The organism is Anaerosporobacter faecicola (assembly GCF_012070565.1).
Lineage (GTDB): Bacteria > Bacillota > Clostridia > Lachnospirales > Lachnospiraceae > Anaerosporobacter > Anaerosporobacter faecicola.
Genome location: NZ_JAAQRO010000049.1, coordinates 15,109 through 31,453 on the forward strand (window position 1 = coordinate 15,109; position 16,345 = coordinate 31,453).

The 16,345-nt window shown below is 35.9% G+C and carries 13 protein-coding genes; 8 read left to right on the forward strand and 5 right to left on the reverse strand.

The genetic code is table 11. The annotated features are described in order from the left end of the window. Positions 1-94 precede the first annotated feature (94 nt). Positions 95-877, reverse strand: a complete 783-nt coding sequence (gene murI / locus HBB17_RS18625; RefSeq protein WP_167958999.1) for a glutamate racemase — start codon at positions 875-877, stop codon at positions 95-97. Between the two features lie 210 nt (positions 878-1,087). On the opposite strand from murI, the gene HBB17_RS18630 reads away from it, so the two are divergent. Then, positions 1,088-1,780, forward strand: a complete 693-nt coding sequence (locus tag HBB17_RS18630; RefSeq protein WP_167959000.1) for a response regulator transcription factor — start codon at positions 1,088-1,090, stop codon at positions 1,778-1,780. Positions 1,781-1,795: 15 nt separating this feature from the next. After that, a complete protein-coding gene (locus HBB17_RS18635) occupies positions 1,796-3,244 on the forward strand; it encodes a sensor histidine kinase (RefSeq protein ID WP_167959001.1) in 1,449 nt (482 codons plus the stop codon). A gap of 138 nt (positions 3,245-3,382) precedes the next feature. Here the strand turns inward: HBB17_RS18635 and HBB17_RS18640 are convergent, their stop codons facing one another. Both HBB17_RS18640 and dpsA read right to left on the reverse strand, forming a co-directional pair. Beyond that, positions 3,383-3,970 carry a dipicolinate synthase subunit B gene (locus HBB17_RS18640; RefSeq protein WP_167959002.1) on the reverse strand — a complete coding sequence of 196 codons (588 nt, stop codon included), beginning with the start codon at positions 3,968-3,970 and terminating at the stop codon, positions 3,383-3,385. A gap of 69 nt (positions 3,971-4,039) precedes the next feature. Continuing rightward, a complete protein-coding gene (gene dpsA / locus HBB17_RS18645) occupies positions 4,040-4,912 on the reverse strand; it encodes a dipicolinate synthase subunit DpsA (RefSeq protein WP_167959003.1) in 873 nt (290 codons plus the stop codon). Positions 4,913-5,172: 260 nt separating this feature from the next. Here dpsA and HBB17_RS18650 point away from each other — a divergent pair, with 260 nt between their 5' ends. The 5 genes from HBB17_RS18650 to HBB17_RS18670 all read left to right on the forward strand — a co-directional run bounded on the left by HBB17_RS18650 (position 5,173) and on the right by HBB17_RS18670 (position 11,288). Beyond that, on the forward strand, positions 5,173-7,173 hold the full coding sequence (locus tag HBB17_RS18650) for a methyl-accepting chemotaxis protein (protein ID WP_167959004.1): 2,001 nt from the start codon (positions 5,173-5,175) through the stop codon (positions 7,171-7,173). A gap of 372 nt (positions 7,174-7,545) precedes the next feature. After that, a complete protein-coding gene (locus HBB17_RS18655; RefSeq protein ID WP_167959005.1) occupies positions 7,546-8,112 on the forward strand; it encodes a hypothetical protein in 567 nt (188 codons plus the stop codon). 490 nt (positions 8,113-8,602) lie between these two features. Continuing rightward, the gene (rsgA, locus tag HBB17_RS18660) at positions 8,603-10,000 is read left to right on the forward strand and encodes a ribosome small subunit-dependent GTPase A (protein WP_167959006.1); all 1,398 of its coding nucleotides are present in this window, start codon (positions 8,603-8,605) and stop codon (positions 9,998-10,000) included. A gap of 227 nt (positions 10,001-10,227) precedes the next feature. After that, positions 10,228-10,704 (forward strand): GtrA family protein, encoded by a 477-nt coding sequence (locus tag HBB17_RS18665; protein WP_167959007.1) that lies wholly within the window; start codon positions 10,228-10,230, stop codon positions 10,702-10,704. Between the two features lie 86 nt (positions 10,705-10,790). Next, positions 10,791-11,288 carry a CYTH domain-containing protein gene (locus HBB17_RS18670; RefSeq protein ID WP_167959008.1) on the forward strand — a complete coding sequence of 166 codons (498 nt, stop codon included), beginning with the start codon at positions 10,791-10,793 and terminating at the stop codon, positions 11,286-11,288. Between the two features lie 118 nt (positions 11,289-11,406). On the opposite strand, the gene HBB17_RS18675 is transcribed toward HBB17_RS18670, so the two are convergent. Both HBB17_RS18675 and HBB17_RS18680 read right to left on the reverse strand, forming a co-directional pair. Further along, positions 11,407-13,671, reverse strand: coding sequence for a sensor histidine kinase (locus tag HBB17_RS18675; RefSeq protein ID WP_167959009.1), 2,265 nt, complete (start codon positions 13,669-13,671; stop codon positions 11,407-11,409). Positions 13,672-13,684: 13 nt separating this feature from the next. Continuing rightward, positions 13,685-14,377 (reverse strand): response regulator transcription factor, encoded by a 693-nt coding sequence (locus HBB17_RS18680; RefSeq protein ID WP_167959010.1) that lies wholly within the window; start codon positions 14,375-14,377, stop codon positions 13,685-13,687. A gap of 558 nt (positions 14,378-14,935) precedes the next feature. On the opposite strand from HBB17_RS18680, the gene HBB17_RS18685 reads away from it, so the two are divergent. Beyond that, positions 14,936-16,108: an iron-containing alcohol dehydrogenase gene (locus HBB17_RS18685; RefSeq protein WP_167959011.1), complete on the forward strand. Its 1,173-nt coding sequence runs from the start codon at positions 14,936-14,938 to the stop codon at positions 16,106-16,108. Positions 16,109-16,345 lie beyond the last annotated feature (237 nt).

The following is a 16,345-nucleotide window of genomic DNA, read 5'->3' on the forward strand; positions in this document are numbered from 1 at the left end:
TTGTTCAAACTTCATACAACAATCGTAATCTATGTGTTAGAAATTGTAAGTGCAAAGAGTGAACTTCTTAATACGAACAACGAATGAACCGTTGTTATTCAATTGTATAGACAAAGTCAAGCTGCTTCATGCAAGCTTCAATCTGTAACATCTCTTGTGAGGTTACTGGTCTTCCAGAAAAATAGTAGTCCACTGTTCCTAGATGGGTAGGATCAGACGAGCAAGGAAGAAGATGAATCAACTGATTGATGGTACCCGTATTCCCGTCTACAAAATGTACAGGATGTGAGAAAATCTGTTGAAAAGCTTCTTTAAAGTAATTAAAATGTGTGCATCCCAAAACGATGGTGCCCACTGCAGTAAGATCATATTCTTGTAATGCGGTCTGTAGGTAAGAAAGAACCGCTGGTGACTGAAAGATTCCCTGCTCTGCAAAGGTTACAAGACCTGGTAGGGCAAGCAATTCTGTTTCGCCTTCTGCATCCACCTGCGTGACTAATTTCTGTAATTTGTCTCCATGAATGGTAATTGGTGTGGCAGCAACTAAAATCTGTTTTTTTTCATCTTCGTATAAATCAATTGCTTTTTTAACAGCGGGTTCCATACCAACGATTGGAATTCCAAAACTTTTACGATATTCTTTATCCAAGAGACTAGTAGCGGTATTACAAGCAATTACAATCGCATCAACCTCTTTCTCCTGTAAGAATGAAAAAATATCGGTGATGAAAGCCTTCACTTGTTCCGGTTCCTTTTCTCCATAGGGAACATGTTCTTTGTCGGCATAATAGATAAAATCAGCATTGGGAAGTCTCTTCCGTGCATTATGTAAGACGGACAAACCACCAAACCCTGAATCGAATACTCCTATTTTCATTTTCTTTGGTGACCCTTCTTTCAAAATTCTAATTCAAACGACATTATTATACCATAAATGTTCTAGAAAGTGGGAGTAAAATAGTATAATTCTAACCGTAAAATTGACATGGTTTTCGGTCTATAGTAATATTGCTTATAGAGGAAACATTATGAATGCAAAGGTCAAAAAGTCTGCATATGATGTACAGGGGAGAAAAGGAGAATTTTCATGGAAAATCGAATGGTTTTGATCATAGAAGATGAAAAAGAATTGGCACAAATTTTAGGGGATTACTTAGAGGTGGAAGGGTTCTTTAGTGAGCTTGCCTACGATGGAGAAAGTGGATTACGTATGTTTCTGGATAAGAAACCAGATATGGTAATTTTGGATATTATGTTACCGAAGATGGATGGAATTGAAGTTTGCAAACGAATTCGTGAGGTATCCGATGTGCCAATTTTGATCTTATCCGCAAAGAACGGGGAGATGGATAAAGTAATTTCCCTTGGAATTGGTGCGGATGATTATGTAACCAAACCATTTGGAGCATCGGAACTGATTGCCCGTGTAAAAGCCCATATTCGTCGTTATACAGCAAAACAGGAGAAACAGGATCCAGCGAAAAAAGAGACATTATGTATTGGAAATCTTAAGTTGAAGAAAGATTGTTACGAAGCATCTTTTGGAGAACAGTCTCTCGATCTGACAACCAAGGAATTTGAGGTGCTTTATTTCTTTGCAAGTCACCCAGGTCAGGTTTTTTCAAAAGAACAGATTTACGAACAAATTTGGGGTTCCAATGAATATGGGGATTTGAGCAGTGTTGCAGTGTACATAAAGCGTTTACGTAGAAAATTAGAACAATTTGAAGCAGATTACATTAAGACGGTATGGGGAGTCGGATACAAATTCGTTGCTTAAGGGGAGGCTTCAACTATGAAAGAAAAATCATATCATATCAGAAAAAGCAGTTTAATTCGTTTTCTCCTTGGTTGTATCATAATCGTTCTTGTCTATGTTGGAGCATTTACCATATCCTATCGTCGATATACAAAACAAGATTATGAACGTTTTTATAATAATGCGCGAATCCTAGTAAATGAACAGTACCAAGAACGAATCAAGAGGGAAGAAGGAACAGAGAATGCTCGTAAAGAGAAGCAGAGTGAGGGAAAAGCAGATACGCCATACTGTATCTTGAATCTACAAGGAAAGGTAACAGAGGTATGGGACAATACCTATTATGCACTTGGAGAACAGGTGAATCTACAAGAAGTACTGATGTATGATGCCTCTTTTGCTTCACAGCATCAGGAAATAACCAAAGTAACATTTCCTTTAATGGAAGAGCAGACAACAACAGGGTATGTCATTTATTTTCTAAAGACAAGCGACGTATGGAAAAGCACGAGAGGACAGCGGGCATGGCAAATCATCAAACCATTTGCCTTTGCAACAGGGGTGTTGCTCTTGTTCCTTGTATATGGTATCTATTATTTTGTAGTGAAAATCCGCAAACCGATTAATCTGATCAGTGAATCTGCACATGCTATCATCGAAGGAAACTATGATAGGCAGGTATTGAAGATGCATAGTGGGGATTGGCAAGGAGATGAGGTTGATCAGCTCGTTTATGTATTTGAATTAATGCGTGACGAACTAAAAGACCGACAGGAGAGGGAAGAGAAGTTAAAACAATCCCAAAAAGAGTTGATTTCCTGTATCTCACATGATCTGAAAACACCAATCTCGACCATTAAAGCATATAGTGAAGGAATCCGAGATGGTTTGGCGAAGAATCCAGAGAAACAAAGAAATTATGCAGAAGTAATCGTGAGAAAGAGTGAAATTTTGTCACAAATGATCAGTGATTTGTTAGACCATTCCAATGCAGAGCTGAATGAATTGAAGATTTACAAGGAAGAAGTTTATATGCGATTATACCTGAAACGAACGCTGGAAGAGATGGAACCCTATGTACGAAAACAGGGTATTTCCTTTACCTATGAGAATATGAAAGAAGACGTTCTTGTTAATATGGATGAGAGAAGAATTACACAAGTTTTGTATAATCTTGTGGAAAATGCAATGAAATACATGGATAAAGAAGTTGGAAGGATTCATCTGCGTTGTTGGTATGATGCAGGGGAAAAATCCATAGGAATTATGGTGCAGGACAATGGAAGTGGAATCCGTATGGAAGATATTCCTTATGTATTCAACCGCTTCTTTCGCGGAGAAAAATCTCGTAATATGAGCGTTCCAGGGTGTGGATTAGGATTGTCCATCTGCAAATACATCGTAGAGCAGCATGGAGGAACCATCACCTGTAACAGCAGGCGTGGAGAAGGTACAGAATTCTATGTGACAATAAAAACGGAATAATTATGGAGATATGTATGCCGAGATTATATGGAGAGGAATCATCTATATAATCCGGCTTTTTTATATAATCACAGCATAAAAATGTATTTGATCATGAAAGTTTTTTTGTGTAGATGAGAATGTACTTAAGCGGTGAAATCAGAAAGGAGAGCGAATCACTGGTTGAAGTTGCTTCCCTTCCAATGCCATCTCGATGGTTGGAACAATCAAATCCGTATGAGCAATCATGGAGTTCGGCTTTTTCACCCAATCATCTTGCCCAAATGGTACAAAATAAATGTTCTTCGTATTCAACAGACTGCCAATATTCTTAAAATTCATTCCAAGGGCATCGTTGGTAGAGAGGGAGATTACAAGAGGTTTCCCGTTACGAATATGTCCCTTGGCTGCCATTAGTACAGGCGTATCCGTTATTCCGTTGCAGAATTTCGCTAAGGTATTTCCTGTGCAGGGAGCAATTACAAGGATGTCAATCATGTTCTTTGGACCAAGTGGCTCGGCATCTTCTATCGTAAGAATCGGTTCATTACCGGTGATTTCTGTAATCTGTTTCATATAATCAGCAGCTTTGCCAAATCGGCAGTCGATCGTCTGGGCATTATAGGAGAAGATTGGCTTTACTGTCCCATTGGCAGCGACAATTTCTTTTACTGCAGTTAGGATACGAGCATTGGTACAGAAGGAACCGGTAAATGCAACACCGATTGAAAGACCGGATAACGTCATAGAATCACTTCTTTCTTTTCTAGATAACAGGCGGATTGATGAGGGGGGGCATCTATTCATTCATTACAGCTAGCACGTATGGTTTGTAATTGATAGAACAATGGAATTCAGTATATCAGCAGATGTCTCTGGAGCATATTTTCCTGGTAGACCAAGGCAAAGGGAAGCACGAATTCCGTATTGTTTACAAGCATCAAAGTTAGTGCCACCTGGTTTGGAGGCAATATCGATTATGATTGTGTTCTTATTAAGCAATTTAATCAACGGTTCCTTAAGAATTTGTTCTGGAATCGTATTGAATATAAATGTATACGAATGAATGGAACTGGATAGATCTTTTAATGGAAGTGTTTGAAAACCAAGGGAATCCGCATATGCAAGCGATTCTTCACTTCGGGCACAAACCGTAGTATGTGCATGTAATCCTTTGAGCTTATCGGCTAGGACTTTCGCACATCGTCCGTACCCTAATACAAGGCAGGAACTACCATGAAGATTAACGGTACTTTGTCGAATAGCTTCTGCAATGGTACCTTCTGCTGTTGCAATAGCGTTTTTTATACTCACTGTTTCCAAATCCATTAGGTCGTAGCACGGAATATTTTTTTCTTTACAGGCTTCTCTGATGCAAGGTAGAACAACACCACCAAAGAAGATATGGTTTGAATTGAGATTTTTGATTAGATTTGCTACCGTCAGATCAGCGTAGTCCTGTTCACTGGTTATGTGCTCCTTATCGTGAGAGATTGGTACTGGACATACAATGATATTTCCGAAATTTAGTGCAGATTTTAAGGAAGAAGCTCTGTAGATCAAGTCATATTGTTCTTCAATATCAAGTCCATATGTTGCAACAAGATAGCCATTTGCAACTAATTTTTGAACCATATAACTTTGACGCAAATCTCCACCTAAGAATACGATACGTTGCGTTTCTTTCATGATTACCCCCTCATGGAATGCTTCTTTATGTATTAATATATGAATTTTATATGGAGTTGTGAGGAAAAACTAAAACTGATCTTCGGCTGGAAAACTTCAGATGTGCAATGTAGGTGTAGGTATTTGTACGCACCTCATTTTTGAAAAATACAGGATTAATTGTAATTCTATTCTACATTTGTAGTTGACACTCTATATTATTAAAGATATAATGCCTATATATTTCATAAGGATAAACTACATAGAAAAGGAGTAATTTTATGTACAAAAATAAAAGATCAACGATTCGCAGAAAATTGTCAATTAAAGTAGGAATTTTAGTTACAATTATGATGGCTGTTTTAGGTGGATTAGGTCTTTATTCACTTAGAACAATAATTCAATCAAGAAACGAAGAACAGATTAATGCGCAAGCGGATTCATATAATCATTCTATTGAGGGATGGGTTAATGGTATATTAAATGAAGTTAATACTGTTTATTCCTCTTTAAAAAATACAGATTTATATAACAATAAAAAAGAAATGTTAGAATATCTAAAAAAGGTTACCTTAGATATGGATAAGAATATTCCACTAGGAATGTATGTTGGTACGGAAGACGGGCAATATTATGATCCAACAGGATTTGAACCAGATGACAACTATATTGTTAAGGAAAGAACCTGGTTTCTTGAGGGGAAAAAGTATGACACGATGACATTTGGTTCACCTTATTATGGAACTTATGGAGATAATATGTATGCGAATATGGTCAGTGCATCAGCTAAATTAGATGATAATACAGTACTATCAACGGATATCGTATTAGAAGATATACTTAAGCAGGTGACTAATCTTGATGTAATGGGTGAGGGATATGGGGTCCTTATCGATAAGCAAACAGGTTTTGTTGTAGCTCATAAGAACCCAGAATTTGTTGGTAAAGAAGTGAAGGAATTAAATGATTCATTTCTTCAAAGCCTTTTTGATAAAAGAGATAATGTTGAGGAGGTGATGGAGTTATCTGACAATGGAACTCCTTATCTTATCAAACTTACTGCTGTTAAAGGTACCAATTGGGTGCTTGCAACCTGTGCACAAAAAAGAGTGTTATTTAAAGAATTATATACCATGGTAGCTATCTTAATTAGTATAGTAGTAGTCTTTATTTTAATAACGGTTGTACTCGTGTCGTTACAGGTAAAAGTTATTACAACACCATTGAATGGCTTAACGAACATCATTACGGAAATTACCCAAGGAAACTTTACGGTTGTCCCCGATGCAAAGGGGAATGATGAAATAACGGTCATGACAAAAGCTTTATCTTCCTTTATCGAAATGATGCAAAAAACCATTAAGGAATTGAAACAAGTTACTTATGTGCTAAATGATGAATCAAAATCTAGTGAAAATGTTTCAAATGAAATTAATTTGTCTGTAAGTTCAGAGACGGAAGCAATGAAACAATTAAATGTTATTGTTGAGGAATTAGCTCGATCAGTAGAAGAAATTGCAAACGATGCAACCGCTTTAGCGAATACAGTATCAGAAGTGAACATAGAAAGTTCTAGTGCGATGGATATGATTCAAGAGACAGTTAGCGCTACAAATAGTGGGAAAAATGCAATTAATCAAGTAACTGTAAAGATGGATACCATTGATGAAACAATGAAGAATCTAGATCGAGTAGTAAAAGAAGTTGGAGAATCCTCAAAAGAAATTAATAGCATTACAGCAATGATTGGGGAAGTTGCTTCTCAGACTAATTTATTAGCACTCAATGCAAGCATAGAAGCAGCAAGAGCAGGTGAAGCAGGAAAAGGATTTGCGGTTGTTGCTAGCGAGATAGGAAGTCTTGCAAATGCATGTGAAAGTGCGGTAAAAAAGATCGAGGAATTAATCTCAAGAGTGACAAATCAAGTACAGGATGTTGTTATAATAACGGAGGAATCGGTAGAGGATATCTCACAGAGTAGAGAATTGGTAAATCATACATTAGATACCTTTATGAATATATACAAAAAAGTAAATGATACGAATGCTAAAATAGAGGTTGTAACACGTAAAATGCAAGAAGTGGATAAAGTAGCTACAAATATGGCTGCAATTACGCAGGAACAATCCGCAGGAACGGAGGAGATTCTTGCTACTTCGGAAAGTGTTTACGGTCAATCGAAAGTGATTTCCGAAAACACGGAATTATTAAAAGATACAGCAAGTAAATTGAATGTTAGTGCGGCTGCCATTCATGATCGTATTAAATTATTTAAAATCTAAGTTTATAGATAGGAAAACACCTAATAAATCTTTCTGCCACCAGATTTAAATTTGGTGGCAGTTTTTATGCTACATAAACATTGCATTTCGTCTTACAAAGTAGCTTCTCGCTTTACAAGTTACTATAGACATTCTTTTGATAATAAAACGACAAATGTTTTCTTGTAAGAACAAGAATTATTTTCAACTACAGAAATTACTATGTTTTCAACGTGTAATAATTGGAGGTGTTTCGTAGTGAAAATCAGAGAAGGAGATTGAAATAGGACTATTGGATTACATTTTAAATTGTGGTACAATATGATGCAAGGGTCAAATGGTCAGATTGAACACACAAACGAGGAAAATTGTAGATCAGGGAGGATGACATATATGGGAGAACAGTTCGATGAGGGTGGAATGAAATACTGCCCAAGTTGTCGAAATATATTAGAATATCATGGAAGTGGAAGATATGAATGTTTATTGTGTTGTACGCATGTGGTAGTTTTGGACAAAGATCCAGACATTTACTATGAGATTCCATTTACACAAGAAGAAAGAGAAGCCTATTATCTAGCGAGAAAAGAAGGAATACGGAATCGCGTATTCTTTGAGAGAGAACGAGAACGAGAGGTGAAGAAGAAAGAGGCTGTTCAAAATGAACGATTTGGTGTACAACCGATAGAGAATAAGAATGAAGTATTTCGGTCATTTATGACGATGACACAGGATACAGATGAACCGGTTAAAACGGAGCAAGAAGAAAAGCAAGAAGAAAAGCATGAAGAAGTGTCACCATATAGGAAATGCACAATCTGTGGAAAAGCAATCAAATCAGGTTCCTATTGCAAAGAATGTACCTTTGAACAGATCAAGAAGATGCAACGGAAAGATTTAATGCATGGAAGGAGTACCGATAATTATGGGAACATGCGGTACAAAGGGTATCGTGATTAATTGCTATAGAAAAAAATGGTTTAAAATGCTTGACAATTGCTACCAATATGGTAAAATAGCTTAGTAAAAGTAATGATAGAAATCTTATTACTATAATTTATGTTAATAGGATTGTATAAGAATGTAGGAGATACAGTATCGAAAAGAACATGTATCATCGTACATAAGAACGAAAGGAGATATGTAATTATGATGAATTTGATGAGAAAGAATAGAATGGTGAGCAGCAAATAATTGCATATAGACTCGATACGTATGTATCGATGAGAATCCTTTTTCGTGTCAATAAAAAGTGAAGGAAGCTTGTTTCAATTTGTGTTGGAGCAAAGCTTTTTTGAATATTGAAAAACACGTTAATAAGGCGTGTTTTTTTTGTACTCTTTTTTAGGCATCGTATTGAGAAAAAAGGCATTATTGCTGTATTAAATCGGTAAGAATTAAGGGAAAAAAGTATAATAAAAAAATGACAAGAGGGGAGAAGCATACTTAAATGAGAACGAGATTTAAGCAGATTTTCATAAGGAATCGAAACATTGGTATAACAAAAATAGTCGGGGTGAACGATGGAAACGAATTAAATAAATTAAAAAGCAAAACAAACAAAGAAAACGAATTAAGTGAAGTAAGTGAATCTAAAAGAGAATACGGATCAAGTAAATTATGTGAATCAAAAGGAGGAAACGTAGTAAGTAGAACAGGAAAAAGGGGAGACAGAATAATGACAGAATTTCTAGAGAATCCAGATATACACCAAAACGAAAAATTACAAGAAAATCAAATCATAAATAGGAAAGAGTGTGAACGAATGATGAGTACAATAACAATAAATGAAACAACAAATGCAATCATGAATTTTCAATATGGTTTTCGTAAAGAAGACAAAGAAGAAGCAATGCGTTACTTGAAAGAGGAACGGATTCAGGAAAAATTAATACCAGCAAGAGTAACCCAAGTTCATCGGGAAAGATACCTTATATTAAGTGAGTTCGGGGAAAGTGGAGCAAAATTGAAAGGCTCCGTATTCTATAATGGAGAGAATAATCCACAGTATCCTGCAGTAGGCGATTATGTAATGATTCAGTATAATCCACAGGGGGATTCGGTAATCTACACCGTATTACCACGGAGATCCTATTTCTCAAGACTTGATCCATCTACCCATCAGACAGAGCAGTTGATTGCAACGAACTTTGATTATGTATTTATCATGGTATCCTTAAATCATAATTTTAGCACGGGAAGGATTGAACGATATGTAACCGCTGCATGGCAAAGTGGTGCAACACCTGTAGTTGTATTAACCAAAGCAGATTTGGTGGAAGATGTGTGGAAGTACATTAGTCAGGCAAGTTTAGTAGCACCAGGTGTAGAAGTGGTCGCCATCAGTGCTCTAAAGAATCAAGGTATGGAAGATTTGAAACGCTTTGTGTGTATTGGGAAAACCATTGTGTTTCTTGGATCTTCAGGTATTGGTAAATCGACTTTAGTAAATGCCTTGGCAGGGGAAGAAATCATGAATACCAATGGAATCCGGGAAGAGGACAGCAAAGGATATCATACCACCACTCATCGTCAGATGATTGAGTTGAAAAATGGTGCCATGATTATTGATACGCCAGGAATGCGTGAATTAGGAATGTGGGAGGTCAAAGAAGGATTAAAAGAATCTTTTGCTGACGTGGAAGAATTAGTGGAACAATGTAGATTTCATGATTGTACCCATGGAAATGAACCAGGATGTGCTGTAAGAGTAGCATTAGAGGAGGGGACATTAAGTGAAAAACGATTTAAAAACTATGTGAAATTACAAAAAGAGTCAAAGATGCGGGAACAAAAGGAAGCATTAAGACAATCTCGGCTCGATCGAAGTCGTAGAAGAAAAATTTAGAAAATTAGTTAATTTCACGAAGTTTTCTAATGAATCATTAAGAAAATGTTAAAGTTTGCACACTTGGATTTCAGATACAACTATGATAAAATTGGGTTAGCTTATTGAGGATACGAGTGAATAAATCTTGTAGAAGTAACTTCAAGATTTGTGGATACTCGAATGAACCTGATATAAAATGTGTTTTGTATAAGGACATTCGAAAATGATTGAATAAGGAAGGGCTTATGAAATACAGTCAAGAAATGAACGTAACCAATGATTGGAAAGAAAAACGTAATCTTTTACAGGAAAAATTTCAGCGGTTTTGTGGAATTCTAATGCAGAAGGAAACAATCGCTTACATCATTGTAGGGACATTAACGACATGCGTGAATCTGGCTTCCTATTATTGGTTCTGCAATATATGTGGAATTCAGAATTTGGTTTCGAATGCATTTGCATGGATCGTTGCAATGGTGTTCGCATATTTTGCTAATGCAAAATATGTTTTTAAACCTGCGAAGAAAAGTTTCATAGGGGAAATTGTACAATTGGGGAAATTTTTTACAGCTCGATTTATCTCTTTCTTGGTAGAAGAAGCAGCGATGTTTGTGTTTGTGGATCTTCTTTGCGTTAATAATATGCTGATCAAAGGCATTATGAACGTAGTTGTAGTGATCATTAATTATTATTTCAGTAAATTACTTGTGTTTAAGGATTAGTATTATCGTCAGCAAATACCTTTCTGCATGAACCAGTAAAGTATTAATGTCGCTTATACTAGGCGTCACACATGAAAAGAGGAACTATGGAAATTGAAAAAAAGTATCGAGTAAAACAATTACCAAGTGATTTGGAACAGTACGAAAAAAAGGAACTGGAACAAGGATATTTGTGTACCAATCCAATTGTTCGAATTCGTCGTAGCAATGAGGATTATATTCTTACGTATAAATCCAAATTCGGACTAGAAGATAAGCGAGATAAAAACCTGTGTATCGCCAATGAAATTGAAGTTATGTTAGGACAGGAAGGATATGAACATCTACGTACAAAAGTAGATGGACAATTGATTACGAAGACAAGATATTGTATTCCTCTTGGTGAGGGGTTAACTGCTGAGTTGGACCTATTCAAAGGGCAACTTGCGGGATTATATTTTGTAGAAGTGGAGTTTCCTGATGAAGAAACAGCAGAACGTTTTACTCCACCAGATTGGTTCGGAACAGATGTAAGTAAGGATCGACGCTTTAAGAACAATTATTTATCGACTATTGATGGATATGAAAAATCGATGTTTGATTAAGAATCATTAAATGAAAACGAAAAAATCTTCAATGAAGGAAGATCACCATGTAGACAATCGAGCTCTTGGTGAATGTAACTTCATTGAAGATTTTTTTTACTCGGAGCAAAGAATCTTATTAGTAGATTCGCGGAAAACTAACAATGGCCTTGAAAAGGTCTCCATCAAGTACAATCGTAAAGGTACCATTTTGCAAACTTGCCAGGCTCTGTGCAATTGACAAACCTAAGCCGGTTCCTTCCGTGTTACGGGAGGTATCGCCGCGAACAAAACGTTCCATTAACTCATCAGCTGTTATATTAAGCTTGGTTGCAGAGATGTTCTTAACGGATACACTAACTTGTTCATCGGTTGCTTCTAAATCAACATAAACACGGGTTCCTTTTAACGCGTATTTATTTACATTGGAAAATACATTTTCAAGGATTCGGAAAGTACTACGACCATCTGCATAGATGTAGAGTGGGGTTTCTACATCGGAGAGATCAATTTCTAGATTACTTCCTGCCAATCGGTCTTCGAATTCCCCGATGGTTTGTTTGATCAATTCCACAAAATTTAATTTCTGCATATGAAGGGTGATTGAGCCACTAGAAGCTTTCGATGCCTCTACGAGGTCTTCAATCAAGGTCTTTAATCGCTGGGATTTGGAATCTAGTACCTCAATGTATTGATTTGCTGTATCATTGTTCAGTTCCTCTTTTTTTAGTAGATCAACATAATTAATAATGGAGGTTAACGGTGTTTTAATATCGTGGGAAACATTGGTGATCAGTTCCGTCTTAAAACGTTCACTTTTCAGTTTTTCATCTACGGCAGTAGATAATCCATTACTAATGTTATTGATGGAACGACTTAGAACACGCATACTTGGCATAACTTCATTCTCATTAATCTTGTGTGTCAGATCTCCATCACTGATCTTTCTGGTCTCCTCAATCAGATAGCTTAAGGAAGTGACCGCCCGCATTAAGTATTTACCAAAAACAAGAAACAGGATGATGAGAAGTAGAAAGCTTAGTAAAGTAAATCCTGGAATCTTAAATAAAAAGGCGGTAATTGAAGTCAATATAAAAAATGTAATCCAAACATAAGTGGCATGATACGTTAGTTCTTTATGAGAGAAGTAACGAACAGTCCAGCGAGAAAATTTAGCAAACATTTTTATAGTTAACATATTACTCCGAACGGTATTGCACTTAACTCGTCGAACGAAACTATAGAAATTATAGATAAAGATCGGGAATGTAGCAATATATACGCCGAATAGGCGGAGCAAGTATTCATACTCATCAGAAAACTTGGAGTTGATTAATTGAAACACATTATTCAGCAGAATGAAAAAGGAAACCATCATGATCAATGCGGCTGTTTCAGTATTTAATTTATCATAAGTTACAAGTTGTAACGATTGGGTACGATGACTATATCCTGCAAACTGAACACCAAGGATCAAAAATGCTAAGAAGATGATGAAGATAATCGGCAAGTACAGGATTGCTGTTTTGTAGGAACGATGCATGGTCTGAAAACTACGAAAAGCTTGTGCAAAATCATCTCCGTTGTAAGGGAAGTCTGCAATTGTAGCGGTGTAGAAGACGTAATCATCATTTATGTTACTGTCCGTATTGGTTAGGCTATTATCTACTACAGTAGAATCATTGCTTTCATTATTAGAAGATACGGAAGTTGATGATGAGGAATCAGCGTCTGTGGAGTCCAGGTCTGTTTTTACGCAGGCTGACATCCATTCCAATGTACGAGAGTCTAAAAGTCCCCATTTGGTTACGTTGGTATTATAGATGGTACTATTGGTATTGAGCACCAGATACGCATCGCATTTGGATATATTTTTCTGAAAATCAGAGATATTGTGCTGGAGGATGACGTCCTCACTTGCGTTGGATTCTTTTGTACTCTGGTTGTTCGTAGAATCTTGCATTCGATAGGCGCTGATATACTTATTTGATCCAAGATTGGGTGAGTAATACTCAGCACCAGTGGTAAGATTCTTCACGTAATAGATAAAATTACTATCTTTTACATTAAGAATCTGGTTGTAATAATCAAATTTGTCTTGGTCACTGACCAATTCATTTAAAAAGAAGGTTTCATTAATATGGGAAGTAGGAAAATCCTCACCTGACTGCAGAGCAGTTGTATAATTGTTCTCTCGATACATGACATAAGCTGCAACACGCTCATTATATTTGGCAAATGTTTTTTCAAAATAATACGTTTCTGTAAACTTTTCATCATTGCTTCCATAGTAATCTGGATAGTGAAAGATATGATAGATACACAGTAAAAGAAGAAAGCCAAATATGGCAAGCCCAATTTGAGTGAAACATTTCATTGATAGGGAATACTTTATTCGTTTCATGGAATCCTCCGTACTACAGGTCTTCAACCTTGTATCCAATACCCCATGCTACTTTTAGATATTTGGGGTCTTTTGGATTGATCTCAATCTTTTCTCGAATATGTCGGATATGCACTGCTACAATGTTATCCACACCAAAGGAAGGTTCATTCCAGATCTGTTCATAGATTTCTGAGATGGAGAAGACTTTCCCTTTATTTTTGACTAGTAATTTCAAAAGATTGTATTCAATTGGTGTGAGTTTGATCAGTTCATTATCAACCCATACTTCTTTCTTTTCATCATCAATAATCAAACCTCCGGTCTGGTAGATATTCTTGTTTTCAGGAATGCTGCCAAACTTCGTGTAGCGTCGCAGAGCAGATTTTACTCTTGCAGTTAGCTCCAAAGGGTTAAATGGTTTGGTAATATAGTCATCAGCGCCTAAATTAAGCCCTACAATCTTATCGGTATCTTCTGATTTGGCGGAGAGGAAGATGATTGGTAGGGGATTATCTTCTTCACGTAGTGTAATCATGGTATGAATCCCATCTAATATTGGCATCATGATATCCAATATTAGAAGATGTACTTCCTCATTGTGAATAATGTCTAACGCTTCTTTTCCATTATAAGATTTCCGTACCTGGTAATTTTCTTGTGTCAAATATATTGCAATTGCATCGACGATTGCTGCGTCATCGTCACAAATTAGTATTGTATACATAATAATCCTCCATATTTACTTTTGTGGGTATTCCTAGATATAAAGTAGGATGCCTCGGTACAATAGAAGTACTCCAAATAGTTCCTATTAAATGTTATACCATAAACAGCTCTTTTTGTAAGCAACTTTTTTTACCTATTGCGTTTAAACAGGAATATGTATACATATATCATTCATAAATTTGGTAATAACCTGTTTAGAGGTTCTAGTTGGGTAATGTATAGAATATGATGGTGATGGGAGGAAACAGTTAAAGTTTGGCACATTTCTTATATAGTTACACAAGAAAAATAAAAAAAACTAAAATTAATACTAAATTACATCTGATTAAAGGGTATTAGTTAAAAATTATACAAAGAAAAATGGAAAGTTAGAACAAATATGAAAAAAGAGTGAAAATAAAATGTTAAAATTATGTAAAAAGTATAAAAAGAAAGTGTTATTTCGACAAAACAATTTAAATTTTGCACAATTTGTATTGAATATACTGAAAAGTGTGTTATAATATAGACAATACAACAAAATAGTATTACATAATATTTAAGGAGGACATGCAGTATGATGAGATTTACATTACCAAGAGATATGTATTATGGAAAAGGTGCTCTTGAACAGCTGAAAAACTTAAAAGGTAAAAAAGCAATCCTTGTTATAGGTGGCGGTTCAATGAAACGTTTTGGTTTCGTTGATAAAGTGTTATCTTACTTAAAAGAAGCTGGAATTGAGACACAACTATTTGAAAATGTTGAGCCAGACCCATCTGTTGAAACTGTAATGAAAGGTGCAGCACAGATGAGAGAATTTGAACCAGATTGGATCATTGCAATGGGTGGCGGATCACCAATAGATGCAGCAAAGGCTATGTGGGTATTCTATGAGTATCCGAATACAACATTTGAAGAAATCATTCAACCATTCTCATTCCCAGAATTAAGACAAAAAGCAAAATTCTTAGCAATTCCTTCTACTTCTGGTACTGCAACAGAAGTAACAGCATTCTCAGTAATAACAGATTATGCAAAGGGTATTAAGTATCCTTTAGCTGATTTTAACATAACCCCAGATGTAGCCATCGTAGATCCTGAATTAGCAGAAACAATGCCAGCAAAATTAGTAGCACATACAGGTATGGATGCGTTGACTCATGCAATTGAAGCATATGTTTCAACTTTGAACTCACCATTCACTGATCCTCTTGCTATAAAAGCAATTCAGATGGTTATCAAGTACTTACCAGAATCTTATAAAGGAGATATGGAATGCAGAGAACAGATGCATTATGCACAATGTCTTGCAGGCCAAGCATTCTCTAATGCATTACTTGGAATTGTTCACTCTATGGCACATAAGACAGGAGCTGCATTCTCTACAGGACACATTCCTCATGGTTGTGCCAATGCAATCTATCTTCCATATGTAATTAAGTACAATGCAAAAGTTGCAGAAGGAAGATATGCAGACATCGCTCGTTCTATTGGTATTGAAGGAACAGATGCAGAATGTGTTAAAGCATTATGCGCAAAGATTGATGAATATAATGTAATATTAAACATTCCAAAGACATTAAAAGATTTTGGAATTAATGAAGACGAGTTCAAAGAAAAGATTGCTCAGATTTCTGTTAATGCAGTTGGTGATGCTTGTACAGGTTCAAATCCAAGACCAATTACTCCAGCTGAGATGGAAAAATTGTTTACTTGCATTTATTACGGAACAGAAGTTGATTTCTAATTCATTCGTAAGATAACAAAGTCTGTAGTAAAATTAGTATAGAATACGAAATGCAAAAAACAATCTTCAAGAAGGAAAGTCTTGACATAGATACCCTATGTCGGTGCAGGACATATTCGTTGAAGATTGTTTTTTGGATGAATCATTCCTTAACTGCATTGCTTCAATTTTAAATAGATTCAATTCTATTACGTATAGATCCTTGTATTTATTAATGAATTAAAGTGAAAAAGTGTA